We start from the raw sequence: 18635 nt of genomic DNA, 5'->3' as shown, positions 1-18635 counted from the left end.
CAGGGCGCGGCGCCACACTCGACGAAAAAGACACCTCCGCGACATTGCCGTTGCGCCGTCGCGCCGCTAGAAGACCGCGGCTTGCGCGACGGCGACGGTTCGTCCGTCCTCGGCGCAAGAATTGACCTTAGGTTTTTCAGGGGTAGGGCGTGTCACGTCTGGTGATGAAGTTCGGCGGCACCTCGGTGGCCGACCTGGAGCGCATCCGCCGGGTGGCGCGCCTGGTCGCGGCCGAAGTGGCCACGGGCAAGCAGGTGGCGGTGGTGGTCTCGGCCATGTCGGGCAAGACCAACGAGCTGGTGGCCTGGACCGACGGCTCGGGCCGCGCCGCTCAGGGCCTGCCGGAGTCGGACGATGAGTACGACGCCGTCGTCGCGTCCGGCGAGCAGGTCACCGCCGGCCTGCTGGCCATGACCCTGCGCAACATGGGCCTGAACGCCCGCTCGTTCCTGGGCTGGCAGGTGCCGATCCTGACCGACGACGCCCACGGCCGGGCCCGCATCGAGGACATCCCGCCAGCTAATCTGGAGGCCTGTTTCGCGGCCGGCCAGATCGCCGTGATCGCCGGCTTCCAGGGCGTGACGACCGACCAGCGCATCACCACCCTGGGCCGGGGCGGCTCGGACACCAGCGCCGTGGCCATCGCCGCGGCCCTGAAGGGCGACTGCGACATCTATACCGACGTCGACGGCGTCTATACGACCGACCCTCGGATCGAGAGCAAGGCCAAGCGCCTGGCCAAGATCTCCTACGAGGAAATGCTGGAAATGGCCTCGCTGGGGGCCAAGGTGCTGCAGACCCGCTCGGTCGAGATGGCCATGGCCCATCGCGTCCCGGTGCGGGTGCTGTCGAGTTTCGTCGAACCCGGGGAAGCTCCCGGCCAAGGTACGATCGTCTGCGACGAGGAAGAAATCATGGAAAAGCGCATCGTCTCGGGCGTCGCCTATAGCCGCGACGAGGCCAAGATCACCCTGCTGGGCCTGCCCGACCATCCGGGCGTGTCGTCGCAGATCTTCGGCCGGCTGGCCGACGCCAACGTCAATGTCGACATGATCGTGCAGTCGCGCGCCCGCAGCGCCGACACCGCCAACATGGAGTTCACGGTCGGCAAGCGCGACGCCGCCCGCGCCGTCGAGATCGTCCGCAAGGCCCAGAAGGAGATCGGCTTCGAGGACGTGGCCGTCAACGAGGACGTGGCCAAGGTCTCGGTGATCGGGGTGGGCATGCGCAGCCACGCCGGCGTCGCCCAGTCGATGTTCCAGGCCCTGGCCGAGAAGAACATCAACATCCAGGTCATCTCGACCTCGGAGATCAAGATCTCGGTCCTGATCGACGCGGCCTACACCGAACTGGCCGTGCGGGCCCTGCACGCGGCGTACGGGCTGGATCAGCTGTAGGATCGAGCGCCGGAGGGACGCCCCCTCCGTCGGGCTTCGCCCGCCACCTCCCCCGTTTCACGGGTGAGGAGAAGTCTGGGCGCGAATCCTCCTCACCCGCGCAGCGGGGGAGGCGGCGCGATGCGGATACGCATCGTGACGGAGGGGGGCGTCCCGCCGTTAGCAAAACGTCGCCTTCTGACGTTATGACGTCGAAACGTCAGCCTCCAGGAGCCTCCATGTCGGTCTTCCATTTCGATCCCGAGAAGAAGTCCGTCACCTTCGAGGGCGAGGCCGGGCTGGAGTTGCTGTACGACCTGCTTCTGCGCGCCAAGTTCGGCGACGGTTATGAAAAGCCCCTGCTGGTCAGCCCCTGGCTGGCCTCGCTGCTGCGCAAGCTGGACAAGGCCCTGCCCGACGACGGCCAGTGGTTCCCCGAGCAACCCGGCCGGCCGATCTTCGACGAGGACGATCTCCTGGCCATGGGCGACGCGGTGATCGAGGAAGGCCACACCGTCGGCTGGTGGACCATGACCGAACCCGAGAAGCGCGCCTATCTGCGCGAGGTCATCGCCGCCCCCCACCCCCTGACGGACGCCGAGGTCGCGTTCATCGAGCGCGACATCGAGGGCGCCGTCGAACAGGCCAAGCAATTGGTGGAAGCGATCAGCGAACCGTTGGCCCGGCCGGGACACGGTTAGGGTTTTCGATCGGAGCGCCCCGACGGGGTCCGCGGCCCGGTCGGACGCCCTGCGCTGTCCGAAGCAGCTCGAATTCATATTTGAAATACTATTCGCCATTGAAAATTCCCCCGCATCGCCTAGCGTGCCCGAAAAATCGGAGGGAACTTCATGCTGGGTCGTCGTCATCTCTTGCTCGGGGCCGTCGCGGCCGCCGCCTTCGCGCCGTCCGCGCTGAACGCCCAGGTCCTGACCGATGAGCAGCGGTCAGCGCTGAAGACCTCGCGTTCCGATCCGACCCTGGCGCCGGACCTGCTGCTGCCCGAAAAAGACATGGTCTGGTGGCGCGACGCCAAGTTCGGCGTCTTCGTCCACTGGGGCCTCTACGCCATTCCGGCCCGGGGCGAGTGGTACATGAACAACGAGAAGGTCTCGCCGGAGGCCTACGCCAAGCTCGCCGCGGAATTCAATCCCCGTCACTATGATCCGGTCAGCTGGGCCAAGTTGGCCAAGACCGCCGGCGCCCGCTACATGGTGATGACGGCGCGTCACCACGACGGCTTCGCCTTATGGGACAGCCCGGCCAGCCATGGCCATTTCGACGCGATGCATTCGGCGGCGCATCGCGACCTGCTCGCCCCTTTCGTGACCGCCGTCCGCGGCCAGGGGCTTCGCGTCGGGCTCTACTATTCGCCGCTGGACTGGCGCTTCCCGGGCTATTTCCACCCCAAGGAGCTGCCCGAGAACGCCGCCCTGCTGAAGCGTCAGACCTATGGCCAGGTCGAGGAGCTGATGCGCCGCTACGGCCACATCGACATCCTGTGGTGGGACGGCGGCTGGCTGGCGCACAAGGGCACGGACGCCGACGCCGCCTGGTTCTGGGAGCCGGACAAGCTGAACCGCATGGTTCGCAGGTATCAGCCGAAGATCCTCATCAACCCGCGCTCGGGATGGCAGGGCGACTACGAGGAGGAGGAAGGCGGCGCGCCGATCAAGGGTCCGATCCGCGCCCGCCCCTGGGAAAAGACGTTCAGCCTCAACGGCGCCTGGGGCTACACGCCTGAAGACCAGGTCATGAGCACCGACCAGGTCGTGCGCCACCTGGCCGACGCCATCGTGCGCAACGGCAACGTCCTCGCCAATGTCGGTCCCGACCGGGACGGGATCATTCCGCCGAAGCAGACCGAAACGCTGAAAGGCGTCGGGCTCTGGCTGAAACGCCACGGCCGGGCCGTCTACGGCACGCGCTCGGGGCCGCTCCAGCCGGTCGACGGCGTCTATGGCGCGACGACCGCCGGCGACAGCGTTTTCATCCACATCGTCGGCTGGCCCGCGGACGAGCTGTCGCTGCCGCCCCTGCCCAGGAAGGTCGTGAGCGCCAGGAACCTCTCGGGCGACGTCGTCAAATGGACCGCCGACGCCAAGGGTCACACCCTATCCGTGCCCCCGTCGTCGCGCGGATCCGCCGTCACCGTCATCGAACTGCGGCTGGCGCCGAAAGCGGCCTAGACAAGCGCCAACTGGCCGACCCCCGCTCATCCCGGCGAACACGGGGACGGGCGGGCGTCGGAGATAATTTCACATCCGATGTCGATATCGCGCCCCCTGGCGCGACTTCTCCTCGACGGCCCCGTGCGGGGCCCGCAACGAGGAGCTGGATGATGATCACGATCAGTGCTTTCCGCTGGGTGCCCCCCTTCGCCCAAGGCATCGTGCGCGACCTGCGGGTGCGCTGGGCCCTGGAGGAGGCCGGCATTCCGTACCGGACTCACCTGCTGGAACAGGGCGAGCAGGGCAGCGCCGGCTATCGCGCGATGCAGCCGTTCGGCCAGGTGCCCTACCTCCAGGACGGTGATTTCGTGATGTTCGAGACCGGGGCGATCGTGCTGCACATCGCCGACCGTTCGCCCGCCCTGTCGCCGTCCGACCCGCAGGCGCGGCTGCGGATGCACACCTGGCTGATCGCGGCGCTCAACTCGGTCGAGCCGGCCATCCAGAACCTGACCACCATCGACCTGTTCCATGCCGACGAGGCCTGGGCCAAGGCCCGCCGACCCGCCGCAGAGGCCTTGACGATCGCCAGGCTGGACAGCCTGGCCGCCTGGTTGAAAGGCCGCGAGTACCTGTCGGACGAGCGGTTCACCGCCGCCGACCTGATGATGACCACCGTGCTGCGCTTCCCGCGCCAGACCGATCTGGTGACCTCAAACCCGGTGCTGGACGCCTATGTCCGCCGCTGCGAGGCGCGGCCGGCGTTCCAGCGGGCGCTGGAGGCGCAGATGGCGTCCTACCAGGAAGCGCAGGCAGTGGCCTGAGTTTCGGTTAGCCCTTGAAGGTGTCATCCCGGACGTAGCGAAGCGAAGATCCGGGATCGCCGGAAGCGCGACGCCCAGGCGTTGGTCCCGGATCGGCGCGCTTCGCGCTTGTCCGGGATGACACTGTTTTTGTCGAGTCGACGACTGGGGTGTTCCCCTCGGCGTCGTCCGAGATCTTCCACCAGGTCCACCGACGCTTTCGCCGAGCATCTCGCGCAGGGCTCTGCTAATGCCCCGGCATGGACCAACGTCAGCGACTCCTGATCGGACTTCTCTGCGGCCTCGTGGCGGGGGCGTTCTGGGGCGGGGTGTTCCTGGCGCCCAAGCTGCTCCACGCCTTCACGCCGCTGCAGATGACCGCCGGGCGCTATCTCTGCTACGGCCTGGCTTCGGCGGTCCTGCTGGCGCCCAGCCTCCGCGGGGTGGCGGCGCGCCTGACCCTGGCGGACTGGCGCGACCTGGCCGGCCTGAGCCTGCTGGGCAATATCGTCTATTACGTGTGCCTGGCGGTGTCGGTGCAGATCGCCGGCGTCGCCCCGGCCTCGCTGATCATCGGCCTCCTGCCCGTGACCATCACCCTGGTGGGCGCGAAACCGGGGGAGGGCGTGGCCCTGCGCCGGCTGGCCGCGCCGCTGCTGCTGGTCGCCGCCGGCGTCGCCTGCATCAATGTCGCCGCCTTCCAGACCGCCCGCGACGTCGGCGTCGGGCGGCTGGTCCTGGGCCTGCTGGCGGCGGTCGGGGCGCTGGTGGTCTGGACCGTCTACGCCGTCTGGAACGCCCGCCGCCTGGCCGCCACCCCGCGCTTCAACAGCCACGAATGGTCGCTGCTGACCGGCCTGGTCACCGGCCTGCTGTCGCTGCTGCTAGTGATCCCGGCCTTCGGGGGCGGCGCGCCGCATCTGCCAAGCGGCTGGATGCTGTTCTGGGGCGTCAGCCTGGCCGTGGCGCTGGGCGCCTCGGTGATCGGCAACGGCCTGTGGAACGCCGCCAGCCGTCTGCTGCCGCTCAGCCTGTCGGGCCAGCTGATCGTCTTCGAGACCCTGTTCGCCCTGCTGTACGGCTTCCTGCACGACGCCCGCTGGCCGCTGCCGCTGGAGGCGGCCGCCATCGTCCTGATGCTGGCCGGCGTGCTGTGGTCGGTGCACCTACATCGGCCGGAGGCGGAAGGGCATCCGGCGGAGTAGGGCTGGCAGGCCGCTCCCAAACATGACTGTCAGCTGAACATCGCCGTTCAGATCGGGTTCAAGGCGAGAATGCGACACAGGCTCCAACAGCGCCGCACCGGACTTCTTCCGGCCTGACGCTCTCAAGGAGCAACGCCATGAAGACCTTTGGTCAGTTCACCCGGATCGCCGTCGCCGCGGCCGTGACCGGCGCCCTCGTCCTGCCCGCCTCGGCCGCCTTCGCCGGCGACCGCAGCAACAAGACCGAGCGCGCCATCCTCGGCGCCGTGATCGGCGGCATCGCCGGCGCGGCGCTGTCGGACGGCGACAGGGGCGGCATCGCCATCGGCGCCGTCGCCGGCGCCGCCCTGGGCGCCTCGACGGGCCATAGCGACCGCTACGACCGCGACCACCGCTATTCCAGCGGCTATCGTGATAGCCGCTACCGGTCCGGCTACAGCTCGAGCTACGGCAGCGGCTACGGCCGGTCGGGCTATGACAATGGCTACGGCCGTTCCGGCTACGAAAGTCGCGACTATCGCGGCGACCGCTACAACCGTTACGATACTGGCTACCGCTATGACGGTCGAGACGGCGGCGGGCGCTACGACGGCTACTACGGCCAGCGCCGCTAACGGCTTTCCCGGTCGAACGATGTGGCGCCGTCCCTTCGGGGCGGCGCCTTTTTCGTGCGCGAACCACGATTTGACCGCGAGCGAACGCTGTGCGGCGCGCGAAATCTGCTATAGCCCGGCTGAGGGCGATGCGGCTTCTTAACCTTCGACGCGTTCTGTCGGGACCAGCCGCATCGAGCCAGGGGAGTGCGCGCGCAGACATGGCGGCGTCCGGGATCGCTGTTCGGGGACCACGCAGCCTGCTTCGGCAGATTCGCGAGGCCATGGCCGGAGGAGGGCCCGCCCAGGCCAAGCTCGACATGGTGGTGCGCACCATCGCCATCTCGATGGTCGCCGAGGTTTGCTCGATCTATCTGCGCCGCGCCTCGGGCGACCTGGAGCTGTTCGCCACCGAGGGTCTGTCGCGCGACGCCGTCCACGTCACCCGCATGAAGCCGGGCGAAGGTCTGGTCGGCGAGACCATGCGCCTGGGGCGGCCCCTGAACCTGTCGGACGCCGCCAGTCACCCGGCCTTCTCGTACCGTCCGGAAACCGGCGAAGACCCGTATCACGCCTTCCTGGCGGTGCCGCTGCTGCGCGGCGGCCGCACGATCGGCGTGCTGGTCGTGCAGAACCGCACCGAGCGGGTCTATGACGAGGAAGAGGTCGAGGACCTGCAGATCATCGCCATGGTGCTGGCCGAGATGGTCAGCTCCAGCGAGCTGCTGGGCCAGGGCGAGCTCAAGGACGTCGAGATCGCGCCGCACAAGCCCGAGCGGCTGAAGGGCGCGCGCTTCGCCGAGGGCCTGGCCTACGGCGTGGCCGTGCTGCACGAGCAGCCGGTGGCTCCCGAGCAACTGCTGTCCGACGACGCCCTGGCCGAGGAGGCCCGGCTGAAATGGGCCGTTGAGGCGCTGCAGACCCAGATCGACGAGATGCTGGAAGGCCAGCACGGCCTGGTCGGCGCCTCCTACGAGGTGCTCGAGACCTACCGGATGTTCGCCCACGACCGGGGCTGGAACCGGTCGCTGCAGGAGGCCGTGCGCTCGGGCCTGACCGCTGAGGCCGCGGTCGAGCGCGTGCGCTCCGAGCATCGCGCCCGCCTGGGCCAGGCCCGCGACCCCTATCTGCGCGAGCGGCTGCACGACCTGGAGGACCTGAACGACCGGCTGCTGCGCCACCTGTCGGGCGACGTCCACGCCGTGCGGGTGCTGCCCGAGGACGCGATCCTGATCGCCCGGAACCTGGGGCCGGCCGACCTGCTGGAATACGACCGCACCAAGCTCAAGGGCATCCTGCTGGAGGAAGGCTCGGCCGCCAGCCACGCCGGCATCGTCGCCCGGGCGCTGGACATCCCGTGCGTCGGCCGCCTGGCCGGCCTGCGCGACCGGGTGAGCGAGGGCGATCCCGTCGTGGTCGACGCCGAGACCGCCGAGGCCTGGCTGCGGCCGCGCGCCGACGTGGTCAAGTCGCTGCAGGCCCGGATGGAGGTCCGCGCCCAGCGCAAGGCCGAGTTCGCCCGCATCCGCGACACGCCGGCCGTCACCAAGGACGGCGACAAGGTCACCCTGCTGATGAACGCCGGCCTGGCCGTCGACCTGGACATCCTGGGCGAGACCGGGGCCGAGGGCATCGGCCTGTTCCGCACCGAGTTCCAGTTCATGGTCGCCGAGGAGATGCCGCGCCTCGAGGCTCAGACCAGCCTCTACGAGAAGGTGCTGGAGGCCGCCGCCGGCATGCCTGTGACCTTCCGCACCCTGGACCTCGGCGGCGACAAGCTGCTGCCGTACATGGAGCTGGAGCGCGAGGACAATCCGGCCCTGGGCTGGCGCGCCGTGCGCATGGGCCTGGACCGTCCGGCCCTGCTGCGCATGCAGATTCGCGCTCTGATCAAGGCCGCGCGGGGCCGCGAGCTGCGGATCATGTTCCCGCTGGTGGCCAATGTGGACGAGTTCCGCGCCGCCCGCGCCTTCGTCGACCAGGAGGTCGCCTGGGCCCTGAAGCGCGGCCGGCCCGAGCCGGCCCGACTGGACGTTGGGGCCATGATCGAGGCGCCGTCGTTGCTGTGGCATCTCGACGCGCTGTTGCCGATGACCGACTTCGTTTCGGTCGGCACCAACGACCTGATGCAGTATTTGTTCGCGGCCGATCGCGGCAATCCAAGGGTTTCGGACCGCTACGATCCTCTGTCTCCGGCGGCGCTGCGCGCCCTGAAGACCATCCAGCAGGCGTGCTTCGACACCGGCACGCCGGTCTCGGTCTGTGGCGAGATGGCCGGGCGTCCCCTGGAGGCTTTCGCCTTGCTGGCCTTGGGTTTCGACCGCCTGTCCATGCCGCCGGCCGGCATCGGGCCGGTCAAGCAGATGGTGCTGTCGTGCGATCGCGAGGCCGCTCGGCGCAATGTCGAGGCCCTGCTGAAGACCTCGGCCGGATCGCTCCGTGGCGAGATCGAAACCCTGGCGCGCAAGCTTTACGTGGCCATCTAGACACGGCTCCGGTTAACCAAGCGCCGCCTTATAGTTTATTGAATCCCGCGACTTACTTTGATATCGACCATAAAGTATTAACAAATCCCGGCTAGGACGGGTGGGGCTAGTCGTCGGGTGCTTCTCTTCGGTAGGGAAGGATTCTCCAGCGACGCGAATTTGAGGTATCATGGCAGCCATGCCACTGGATACGGGCAGGGTTTCGCACTTGCATCTGGTCGCCGACGGCGAGCCTGAGGACGCGCCGATGGCCGCGCACCAGCCTTCGGTCGATTATGGCGCCGACATCGGTTCGGCCCTCCGCGCCGCGCGCGAGTTCCGCGGCCTGACCCTGCGGGACGTCGCCGACGCCACCCGCATCCGCCAGGGCTATATCGAGGCGCTGGAGGATCTGCGGCTGGACGAGCTGCCCTCGCGCCCGTTCACCATCGGCTATGTGAAATCCTACGCCAAGGTGCTGGGCCTGGATGGCGACGCCGCCGTGGCCCGCTTCAAGCTGGACGCGCCCGACGACAGCGAGCCGCTGCGCGCCCCGGTCGGCGTGCGTCACGAGCGCGACCCGCGCCTGGGCCTGATCCTGGCGCTGGGCGTGCTGGTGGTGGCCGCCATCGTGCTGTGGAACGTCGCCCAGCGCGCCATCTCAAAGGGCGCCCCGCCGGCCCAGGTGGCCCAGGCCCAGGCGACCGCCGCCGTCAGCGCCCCGGCCGCGGTTCCGGTCGATCCCAACGCCGCGCCCGGCTCGGTGTCGCTGGGCGCGCCCCTGCCGGCTCCGGTCGAGTCGACCACGCCCGAGCCCTACAAGACTCCCGGCCTCGACGACGCCGCCGCCAACGGCGGTTCGGCCGACGCGGTCAGCGCCGCCTCCAAGGCCCGCGCGGCCGAGGCGGCCAAGAGCGGCGTCGATCCCAACCAGGTGCTCAATGTCGGCGCGCCGTTCCGGGCCAAGGGCGCGGTCTACGGCGCGGCCCCGGCCGAGGCCTCGGGCCTGATTCTGCAGGCCCGCAAGCCCGGCGCCCTGACCGTGCACGACGCGTCCGGCGCGATCTACTTCACCCGCTGGATGGCGGCCGGCGAGGCGTTCCGGGCCCCGCGCAACGGCGGCCTGGTCGCCGAGGTCTCCGATCCGGCCGCCTTCGAGGTCTACAACGCCGGCGCCCTGACCAGCCGCATGCCCGGCCCGACGGCGGCGCTGGGCAAGCTGACGACGGCCCCGGCCGCGCCGGTCGCGGCGACCGCGCAGCCCAAGCCGGCCGCGCCGCAAGCGGTCCCCGCGCCCAAACCACAGGGTTAAACACAGGCAACTGTTGGGGCGTGTGGAGAGATCGAATCCGGGGGCAAGATCGCCTTACCCCCGCCGCCCGCCCGACTTCGCGAACAGCAGGTCCGACCAGTTCCACCGGCTGGACCCCAGGGCCAGGCGCGGCGCGCCCGGGCCGTCGCTGAGCGAGATCAGGACCAGGCCTCGCATCGGGTCGTCGCGGCAGGCCTTGGGGGCGAAGGCCACCTCCAGCATGATCAGCTCGCGCACGCCGGCCAGGCCCTTGCCCTCCTGGCCGGGGCTCTGCACCCAGTCGCCGTTCCAGACCAGCACCGCCTTGCCCCGGGCCGCGGCCTCGGGATGGACCTGGGCCAGGGCGGCGCGCACCCGCGGGTTCCGGCGCAGGGCGTCCTGCAGCAGCCGGACCATGTCGCAGCCGCCGCCGCCCGCGCCGTTCCCGATCCCCCCGGTGCCTGATCCGCTGCCGGCCGTGGCCGCGCCGATCAGGTCGGCCTCGCCCAGCTCGGCCGTCACCTGGGGCGCCGGGGCGGGCTTGGCGGGCAGGGGCTCGACCCGGGGCGGCGGGACCAGGCGCGGCGGGCGGACGGGCAGCTTGGGCGGTGAGACCTTGACCGGGGCCGGATCGCCGGCCGGCTCGGGCGCCAGTTTCGGCGGTTCGGGCGGGGGAGGGGGCGGTTCATAAAGCGCCACGGCGATCGGATCGGGCTCGGCCATCATCGGCGGCTGGATCCGCACGGCCATGATCGCCAGCAGCAGGGCGCCGTGGGCCGCGAGGCTGAACAGGCCGGCGACCAGGCCGTCCGCCCTCGCCCGCCGGCGATGGACCGGCGTCGGAACCAAGGGGTCGTACGGCTGCGGTCGCCCGCTCATCGAAACTCCAGGGCCGCCTGTGGGAACGACCTAGAGACCATCCGCCCGCGTCAGGATCGTGGCGCCCGCGACATTTACGTGACGGACTTGGGTTCCGCCGCCAAACCCCTTAGATTGACGGCATGGCCGCAGACCACACCCACATCCGTCCCTGGCGCCAGATCGCGCGCCGCCCGTCGCGCAAGATCCGCGTCGGCAATGTCGAGGTGGGCGGCGACGCGCCGATCTCGGTCCAGTCGATGACCAACACCCTGACCAGCGACGCGGCGGCGACGCTGGAGCAGATCCGTCAACTGGAGGAGGCCGGCGCCGACATCGTCCGTGTCTCGTGCCCCGACACCGACTCCACGGCGGCCTTCAAGACCATCGCCCGCGAGGCCAAGGTGCCGCTCGTGGCCGACATCCATTTCCACTACAAGCGCGGCATCGAGGCGGCCCAAGCCGGGGCGGCCTGCCTGCGGATCAATCCGGGCAATATCGGTTCGCCCGACCGGGTGCGCGACGTGATCCAGGCGGCCCGAGACCACGGCTGCTCGATGCGGATCGGCGTCAACGCCGGCTCGCTGGAGCGCGAACTGCTGGAGAAGTACGGCGAGCCGTGCCCCGACGCCATGGTCGAGAGCGCGCTGAACCACGCCCGCATCCTGCAGGACCACGACTTCCACGAGTTCAAGATCAGCGTGAAGGCGTCGGACCCGTTCATGACGGTGGCGGCCTATTACCAGCTGGCCGAGCGCATCGACTGCCCGCTGCACCTGGGCGTCACCGAGGCCGGGGCCCTGCGCACCGGCACGGTCAAGTCGTCGATCGGCATCGGCTCGATGCTGTGGGCCGGCATCGGCGACACCATCCGGGTCAGCCTGGCCGCCGACCCGGTCGAGGAGATCAAGGTCGGCTTCGACATCTTGAAGTCGCTGGGCCTGCGCCACCGCGGCGTCAACATTATCGCCTGCCCGTCCTGCGCCCGCCAGGGCTTCAACGTCATCAAGACGGTGGAGACGCTGGAGCAGCGGCTGGCCCACATCAGCCAGCCGATGTCGCTGTCGATCATCGGCTGCGTGGTCAACGGGCCCGGCGAGGCGCTGATGACCGACCTGGGCTTCACCGGCGGCGGGGCGGGGTCGGGCATGATCTACATGGCCGGCAAGCCCGACCACAAGCAGTCGAACGACGGCATGATCGACCACATCGTCGAGCTGGTCGAACAACGCGCGGCCCAGCTGAAGGCCGACGCCGAAGCCAAGGCGATCGCGGCGGAATAGATCCTCCCCCTCAGGGGGAGGTGGCCCGAAGGGCCGGAGGGGGCCGCGAAGGCCCCCTCAGTCGCTTCGCGACAGCTCCCCCGGAGGGGGAGCATCTCCCAGCGACGTCTGGATCGGCACGCCGCCCTTGATCGCCAGGGTCACCGGCGTCCGCTCGGCGACGTCGGCCAGGCGGGCTCGTTGCGCCTCGTCCAGCGGCCCCGTGGGAACCAGCACGCGCTCGATGCGGGGCGGGGTCTCGCCGCCGTGGTAGTGCAGGCGCACCTCCAGCGACTCCAGCGGCCAGGCCTTGCGCTCGGCGTACATCTTCAGGGTCATGGCGGTGCAGGCGCCCAGGGACGCCAGCAGCAGGTCGAACGGCGCGGGGCCGACGTCGGCCCCGCCGTTGCGCTCGGGCTCGTCGGCCGTCAGGGCGTGGCGGCCGGTGGTGATGGCGGTGGCGTAGCGGGCGTCGCTGATGCGGGCGGTGGCGGTCGCCATGGCGGCTCCTCGTGATGTCCTGGACCGGATGATGTCGGGCGCCTTGGCGGCGAGGGCTAGAACAAATCGGCGGCGACCTCAGATCATCGCCCGCGAGCGCTCGTCCACGCCCGCCAGCGCGGCGGCGACAATCCCCAGGCCCCGCTCCAGCTCGTCGCGATCGCGGGCCGCGCCCAGGCACAGGCGTACGCCGGCGGTCGCGCCGGGCGCGACGATCGGGGCCGAGGGCGGGGTCAGCTCGACGCCGCCGCGCAGGGCCCGGCCGGCCAGGCGCTCGGCCTCCAGTTCCGACATCGGCAGCCAGACGTGCGGGGCGCTGGCCGACATCGGCCTCTCGACGGCCTCACCCAGGATCCGGCGGGCCAGTGCCAGGCGGATGGTCATCTCGTCACGGATCTCGCCGGCGATGGCCTCGGCCGAGCCGTCCTCGATCCACTGGGTGGCGATCAGGGCGCCGAAGTTGGGCGGGGCGTAGAACTGGGCGCGCACGGCGTGGACGACCCGCTCGAACAGGTCGCCGGGCGGGGCCAGCAGGAAACCGACCCGCAGGCCGGGCGACAGGGCCTTGGAGACGCCCGAGACGTGGATCGTCCGCTCGGGGGCCAGGTCGACCAGCGGCGGCGGGGCGTCGCCGCCGAAGATCGCATAGATGCCGTCCTCGATGATCCACAGGTCGCGCCGGCGCGCCACGGCCACGATGTCGGCGCGGCGGGCGGCGCCCATGATCCGGCCGGTGGGGTTCTGCAGGGTGGGCAGGACGAACACCGCCTTGGCCCCGTTCGCCGCCGCCTGGTCCAGGGCGTCGGGCAGCAGGCCTTCGCCGTCCATGGCCACGCCGGTCAGCCGATAGCCGGCGTGGGCGGCCAGGACCCGGGCGCCGGGAAAGGTGGCGGCCTCGCACAGCACTTCGTCGCCCGGCCGGCACAGGGCGGCCAGGGCTAGGCTCAGGGCGTGCTGGGCCCCGGCGCAGCAGATCAGCTGGCGCCAGTCGGCGCGCTCGACGCCGGCGGTGCGCGACAACCAGGTCGCGAAGGCCCGGCGATGGGCTTCCAGGCCCGCCGAGGGCGCGTAGGCGAGGTTGTCGAGCAGGTCGGGGCGGCGCTGCAGCCGCGCCAGGGTCTGGGCGATCCGCTCGCCGCCCGGGCCGACGGGGGCGATGTTCTGGCTCAGATTGATCGGCCCCGGATCCTCGGCCGCCGGCCGCGACGCGACCCCGACCCCGCGCACGAAACTGCCGCGCCCGACATGGGCCTGCACCAGCCCGGCCTTCTCGGCCTCGACATAGGCCCGCGTCACCGTGCCCAGCCCCAGGCCCAGGCGGTGGGCCAGGTCGCGCTGCGGCGGCAGACGGTCGCCGTCGCCCAGCGCCCCTGAGGCGATGTCCTCCCGCAGGGCGTCCAGCAGGCGCTCGTACAGGGGCCTCTCGCCAGGGGGGAGGGTCGGGGTCCAGCCGGCCATCAGGGATCTCCAAAATTGTCACTGGAACAATATAGCTTTTGACACATGATGCAATTGGCAAGATGACCGTGACATTCCATGTCTGGAGTGTCCGCCATGACCGCTCAACTGCTGCTCGCCTTCGTGCTGTTCGCCTTCGCCACCGCCGGCACGCCCGGTCCCAACAACATGATGCTGCTGGCCTCGGGCGCGAATTTCGGCTTCCGCCGCACTGTGCTGCACATCCTGGGGATCAGCGCGGGCCTGGGCGTGATGGTGGCCGCCATGGGGCTGGGCCTGGGCGGGGTGTTCAAGGCCTTCCCCGTGCTGCACGAGGTGCTGAAGTGGGCGGGCGGGGCCTACATGCTGTGGCTGGCCTGGAAGATCGCCACGGCCAAGGGCGTGACGGACAAGCAGGCCAGCTCCAAGCCGATGACCTTCCTGCAGGCCGCCGCCTTCCAGTGGGTCAATCCCAAGGCCTGGGCCATGGCCCTGACCGCGGCCACCACCTACATGCCCGACGGCTCGACGGCCGGGGTGTTCCTGGTGGCCGGGACCTTCATGCTGGTCGGCGCGCCGTGCAGCGCCGCCTGGGCGGGCTTCGGCCAGGGGATGCGGCGGTTCCTGGACCGGCCGCCGGTGCTGCGGGCCTTCAACCTGACCATGGCCGCCCTGCTGGTCGTGTCGCTCTACCCGCTGGTGGTCGAGGCCCGTCCCGCCAGGGCCCCGAAGGAAGCACCGCGCTTGCTGGCCGACCTGCCCGCGACGCCGCGCTGGTCGTCGCGGGGATAGGGGCCGCATTACCGAACCGTAAGTGGTCCGGCGCGGACGGTTGGGGTCTGGTGCGGCGACGAAAATCCGGAGCCGTCCATGTCGCTTGCCGTCCGTTCCGCCCTCTGCGCCGCCCTGCTGCTCGCCGCCGGCTCGGCCCAGGCCGCCGTCACCCCCGTGCCGGTCGGCCAGCCGCTGGCCCGTTTCGCCAACCTCAAGCCGGGCGTGCACCGCTATCTGCGCTTCAAGCAGGCCGGCGACACGGTCCGCGTCGCCGACGTCTGGACCCGCGAGGTCCGCTTCGAGGACCAGGACGGCCAGCGCCGCCTGCACATCGTCCAGCACTGGGACGGGGTCGGCGCCGCGCCGTCCGACCGCCAGCTGGACAGCTGGTTCGAGCTCGGCACCTTCCGGCCCCTGACTCACGTCCGCCGCACCCAGAAGGACGGCGCGGCCAAGGTCGAGGGCTACGCCTTCCAGCCCGACAAGATCGTCGGCCTGAAGGATCTGGCCGACAACGCCGCCAAGGATTTCGAGGTCGCCTCGCCGCAACCCAGCTTCAACTTCGAGACCGACATGGAGTTCCTCCAGGCCCTGCCCCTGGCGGCGGGCTACGAGGCCAGCATCGTCTTCACCCATCCGGGCGGCGGCCCGCCGGCGGCCTATCTGTTCAAGGTGGCGGGGTCGGAGGTGCTGAACCTGCCGGGCGGCGGCAAGGTCGACTGCTGGGTGGTGACCGCCGACTACAACCACCCGGAAATGCCGATCACCCGCTTCTGGTTCGCCAAGGGCAGCCAGGTGATGATCAAGCAGCTTTCGCCCCTGCCGGACGGGTCGGGGGTGATCGGGAAGACGCTGCTGTACTGAGCTTTTCCCTGAAATCCGCTCATCCCGGCGAATGCCGGGGTGAGCGGAAGGGGCTTGCTCGGCGGCGCGCATCGGCCCCAGATCGAACCTCCACAGAAGGTCCCCGCCATGCGCCCGACGTTTCTCCTCGCCGCCATCGTCGCCCCTTTGGCCGCCCTGGCCGCCACGCCGGTCCTGGCCCAGGACCTGAAGGTCACCGTCCAGGGTCGCGACACCGTGGTGCTGACCCCGGCCGACCTGAAGGCCCTGCCACGCGCCAAGGCGACCTTCACCGCCCACGGCAAGCAGATCACCTACGAGGGCGCGCTGCTGAACGCGGCCCTGCGCCGGGCGGGGGTGGTGTCGGGCGACCGGCTGATGGGTCGCTACCTGAACCAGGTGGTGATCGCCAAGGGTTCGGACGGCTTCACCAGCACCTATTCCCTGGGCGAGACCGACCCGATCTACCGCGCCAATCCGGTGATTATCGCCGACAGCAAGGACGGCCAGCCGCTGGACGCCAAGGAAGGACCCTACCGCCTGGTCGTCGACGGCGACCTGCGCCCAGGGCGGTCGCCGCGGATGCTGGCGTCGGTGGAGGTGAAGGCGGTTCAGTGAACCCAAAATCGTTGTCATCCCGGAAGCCCCGTAGGGGCTGTCCGGGACCCAGGGGACTGGGCGAAGGCCTTGCGGTTCACCTGGGTCCCGGACAAGCGCTGCGCGCTTTCCGGGATGACAACGGTGTGTGGGCTTCCGCCGCGATCTAGCCCTGCGCCGGCCCCAGATAGTCCAGCTTGCCGATCTGCACGCCGTTGTGGCGCAGGATGTCGTAGGCGGTGACCACGTGGAAGAAGAAGTTCGGCAGGGCGAAGTCGAACAGGTAGTCCTCGCCGGTGAAGGTCAGGGTCCCGCCGGGGAACTTCAGTTCGACGGTGCGGTCCTCGCCGCCCTCGAAGGCCTTGGGGTCGACGCTCTGGACGTAGGCCAGGGTGTCGGCCACGCGCTTCTGGAGCTGGGCGAAGGTCGACTCCTCGTCGGGCATGGCGGGGGCCTCGACCCCGGTCAGGCGCGACACCGCGCCCTTGGCGGCGTCCGAGGCGCGCTGGACCTGGCCCGACAGCGGCAGCATGTCGTCGGCCAGGCGGGCGGCGACCAGGGCGTCGGGATCCAGGCCCTGGGCCTTGGCGTGGGCCTCGCCCTTTTCGAGCAGGGTGGCCAGCACCTTGAGGGCGCGGACGAAGACGGGAACCGAGGCGCGATGCATCGACAGGGGCATGGAGAGCTCCGAGGAGAGGCGCGGCCTGGGGGATGAGACGGCCGCGTGCGGGAGATAGGGGCGCATGGCCGCGCTTTACAGGTGCTCCCGCCAAGGGGTGACGCGGCGCGTCCGGAGCGGTAGAGAGACCGCCCGTTCCTCCACTGCGTGACGTTTCCCCTTGCGACTGCCCCAGGCCCGCCTCGACCAAGTTCTCGACCGCTTCCGCGAAGTCGAAGCCCGCATGGGCGCGGCCACGGACGGGGCCGAGATCGTCAAGCTCTCCAAGGAGCACGCCGAGCTACGCCCGGTGGCCGAGGCCGTCGAGGCCCTGGCCAAGCTCAGCGCCGAGCGCGCCGAGCTGGAGGAAATGGCCGGCGACCCGGAAATGGCGGCGATGGTCGCCGACGAGAAGGCGGCGCTGGACGAGAAGCTGCCGGTCATGGAGCGCGAGCTGGCTCTGATGCTGGCCCCGCGCGACAAGGACGAGAACGCTTCGGCCATCCTGGAAGTGCGGGCCGGCACGGGCGGCGACGAGGCGGCCCTGTTCGCCGGCGACCTGTTCCGCATGTACCAGCGCTACGCCCAGCTGCAGGGCTGGCGGGTCGAGATCGACAGCGTCTCGGAAGGCGAGATGGGCGGCTACAAGGAAATCATCGCCTCGGTCACCGGCGACGGCGTGTTCGGCCGCTGGAAGTTCGAGAGCGGCGTGCACCGCGTCCAGCGCGTGCCGGCCACCGAGGCGCAAGGCCGCATCCACACCTCGGCCGCCACCGTCGCGGTGCTGCCCGAGGCCGAGGACGTCGAGATCGAGATCAACGAAAGCGACCTGCGGATCGACACCTACCGCTCGTCCGGGGCCGGCGGCCAGCACGTCAACAAGACCGACTCGGCCGTGCGCATCACCCACTTGCCGACCGGCGTGGTGGTGACGTCGTCGGAGAAGAGCCAGCACCAGAACCGCGCCCGGGCGATGAAGAACCTGAAGGCGCGCCTCTACGACATGCAGCGCGAGGCGCTGGACACCGCCCGCTCGGACGCCCGCAAGAGCCAGGTCGGCAGCGGCGACCGCTCCGAGCGCATCCGCACCTACAACTTCCCGCAGGGCCGGGTCACCGACCACCGGATCAACCTGACGCTCTACAACCTGGCCAAGGTGATGGAGGGCGACGCCCTGGACGACATCATCAAGCCGCTGATCGCCGAGGACCAGGCGGCCAGGCTGGCGAGCCTGGAAGAGGGTTTCTAGACCTCCGACCCTCCTACAGCCCCTTCTCCAGCACCACGAACTCCAGCGCGCGCTGCGGCCGTCCGAACCGCTCGGCCACCGGGAAGGGCTTGGTCTCGCCGGTCAGGGCGTAGCCCCGGCGCTGGTACCAGGCGATCAGGGTGTCGCGCAGATGGACGACGGTCAGGCGCACGCGCCGGGCGCCCCGGTCCCGGGCGTAGGCCTCGCCGTGGGCCAGCAGGGCCCGGCCCAGCTGGCGGTCCTGCTGGTCGGGGCGGATGGTCAGCATGCCCAGGTACCAGGCGTCGCCCTCCGGAACCTCGGCGTCGGGTACGACCCAGACGCAGCCCAGCAGCGGGCCGCCTTCCGCGTCGCGCAGGGTCAGCAGGACGGCGTTCGGCGCCTCGGCCAGGTCCTGCTTGAGGCTCTCCAGGTCGATGCGCTGGCCGTCGATATAGCCGGCCTCGGTGGTCCACCCGGCCTGGGCGCCCTGGCCGCGATAGGCGGAATTGACCAGGTCGACGATGGCGGGGAATTCGGAAGGCAGGGCGGGGGCGAAGATCATGGGGTGGT

General features: G+C 70.2%; 18 protein-coding genes. 13 read left to right on the top strand and 5 right to left on the bottom strand.

Annotated elements, in window-relative coordinates; all coding sequences use genetic code 11:
- Positions 1-149 precede the first annotated feature (149 nt).
- The 8 genes from BM066_RS03155 (at position 150) to BM066_RS03115 (ending at position 9925) form a co-directional block, all read left to right on the top strand.
- Positions 150-1397: an aspartate kinase gene (locus BM066_RS03155; protein WP_089924262.1), complete on the top strand. Its 1248-nt coding sequence runs from the start codon at positions 150-152 to the stop codon at positions 1395-1397.
- Between the two features lie 218 nt (positions 1398-1615).
- Entirely contained in the window at positions 1616-2077 is a 462-nt protein-coding gene (locus BM066_RS03150; protein ID WP_018061063.1) for a hypothetical protein, read from the top strand.
- A 150-nt stretch (positions 2078-2227) separates the two neighbouring features.
- Positions 2228-3565: an alpha-L-fucosidase gene (locus tag BM066_RS03145; RefSeq protein ID WP_089924260.1), complete on the top strand. Its 1338-nt coding sequence runs from the start codon at positions 2228-2230 to the stop codon at positions 3563-3565.
- Between the two features lie 152 nt (positions 3566-3717).
- On the top strand, positions 3718-4371 hold the full coding sequence (locus BM066_RS03140) for a glutathione S-transferase family protein (protein ID WP_089924429.1): 654 nt from the start codon (positions 3718-3720) through the stop codon (positions 4369-4371).
- 239 nt (positions 4372-4610) lie between these two features.
- Positions 4611-5555, top strand: coding sequence for a DMT family transporter (locus tag BM066_RS03130; RefSeq protein WP_089924255.1), 945 nt, complete (start codon positions 4611-4613; stop codon positions 5553-5555).
- Between the two features lie 137 nt (positions 5556-5692).
- On the top strand, positions 5693-6169 hold the full coding sequence (locus tag BM066_RS03125; RefSeq protein WP_089924252.1) for a glycine zipper 2TM domain-containing protein: 477 nt from the start codon (positions 5693-5695) through the stop codon (positions 6167-6169).
- A gap of 200 nt (positions 6170-6369) precedes the next feature.
- A complete protein-coding gene (ptsP, locus tag BM066_RS03120; protein ID WP_089924250.1) occupies positions 6370-8634 on the top strand; it encodes a phosphoenolpyruvate--protein phosphotransferase in 2265 nt (754 codons plus the stop codon).
- Positions 8635-8803: 169 nt separating this feature from the next.
- The gene (locus BM066_RS03115) at positions 8804-9925 is read left to right on the top strand and encodes a helix-turn-helix domain-containing protein (protein WP_089924246.1); all 1122 of its coding nucleotides are present in this window, start codon (positions 8804-8806) and stop codon (positions 9923-9925) included.
- Between the two features lie 54 nt (positions 9926-9979).
- Here the strand turns inward: BM066_RS03115 and BM066_RS03110 are convergent, their stop codons facing one another.
- Positions 9980-10783 (bottom strand): hypothetical protein, encoded by an 804-nt coding sequence (locus tag BM066_RS03110; RefSeq protein ID WP_089924243.1) that lies wholly within the window; start codon positions 10781-10783, stop codon positions 9980-9982.
- A 122-nt stretch (positions 10784-10905) separates the two neighbouring features.
- Here BM066_RS03110 and ispG point away from each other — a divergent pair, with 122 nt between their 5' ends.
- Positions 10906-12045 (top strand): flavodoxin-dependent (E)-4-hydroxy-3-methylbut-2-enyl-diphosphate synthase, encoded by a 1140-nt coding sequence (ispG, locus tag BM066_RS03105; protein ID WP_089924241.1) that lies wholly within the window; start codon positions 10906-10908, stop codon positions 12043-12045.
- Between the two features lie 57 nt (positions 12046-12102).
- Here the strand turns inward: ispG and BM066_RS03100 are convergent, their stop codons facing one another.
- Positions 12103-12525: an OsmC family protein gene (locus BM066_RS03100; RefSeq protein WP_089924239.1), complete on the bottom strand. Its 423-nt coding sequence runs from the start codon at positions 12523-12525 to the stop codon at positions 12103-12105.
- A 78-nt stretch (positions 12526-12603) separates the two neighbouring features.
- On the bottom strand, positions 12604-13983 hold the full coding sequence (locus BM066_RS03095) for an aminotransferase-like domain-containing protein (RefSeq protein ID WP_089924236.1): 1380 nt from the start codon (positions 13981-13983) through the stop codon (positions 12604-12606).
- 96 nt (positions 13984-14079) lie between these two features.
- Between BM066_RS03095 and BM066_RS03090 the strand changes: the two genes are divergently transcribed.
- The 3 genes from BM066_RS03090 to BM066_RS03080 all read left to right on the top strand — a co-directional run bounded on the left by BM066_RS03090 (position 14080) and on the right by BM066_RS03080 (position 16197).
- Positions 14080-14754, top strand: coding sequence for a LysE family translocator (locus BM066_RS03090; protein ID WP_089924235.1), 675 nt, complete (start codon positions 14080-14082; stop codon positions 14752-14754).
- Between the two features lie 78 nt (positions 14755-14832).
- A complete protein-coding gene (locus tag BM066_RS03085) occupies positions 14833-15600 on the top strand; it encodes a DUF3108 domain-containing protein (RefSeq protein WP_089924233.1) in 768 nt (255 codons plus the stop codon).
- A gap of 108 nt (positions 15601-15708) precedes the next feature.
- Entirely contained in the window at positions 15709-16197 is a 489-nt protein-coding gene (locus tag BM066_RS03080; RefSeq protein ID WP_089924230.1) for a molybdopterin-binding protein, read from the top strand.
- Between the two features lie 145 nt (positions 16198-16342).
- Here the strand turns inward: BM066_RS03080 and BM066_RS03075 are convergent, their stop codons facing one another.
- Entirely contained in the window at positions 16343-16855 is a 513-nt protein-coding gene (locus tag BM066_RS03075) for a DUF1993 domain-containing protein (RefSeq protein ID WP_018061070.1), read from the bottom strand.
- A 160-nt stretch (positions 16856-17015) separates the two neighbouring features.
- Here BM066_RS03075 and prfA point away from each other — a divergent pair, with 160 nt between their 5' ends.
- On the top strand, positions 17016-18083 hold the full coding sequence (gene prfA, locus BM066_RS03070; RefSeq protein WP_089924227.1) for a peptide chain release factor 1: 1068 nt from the start codon (positions 17016-17018) through the stop codon (positions 18081-18083).
- 13 nt (positions 18084-18096) lie between these two features.
- Here prfA and BM066_RS03065 read toward each other — a convergent pair whose 3' ends face one another.
- Positions 18097-18627, bottom strand: a complete 531-nt coding sequence (locus tag BM066_RS03065; RefSeq protein ID WP_018062170.1) for a GNAT family N-acetyltransferase — start codon at positions 18625-18627, stop codon at positions 18097-18099.
- Positions 18628-18635 lie beyond the last annotated feature (8 nt).

It is taken from the genome of Caulobacter sp. UNC279MFTsu5.1 (genome assembly GCF_900114015.1).
Classification (GTDB): Bacteria; Pseudomonadota; Alphaproteobacteria; order Caulobacterales; family Caulobacteraceae; genus Caulobacter.
This window is presented reverse-complemented; position numbering and strand designations above follow the sequence as displayed.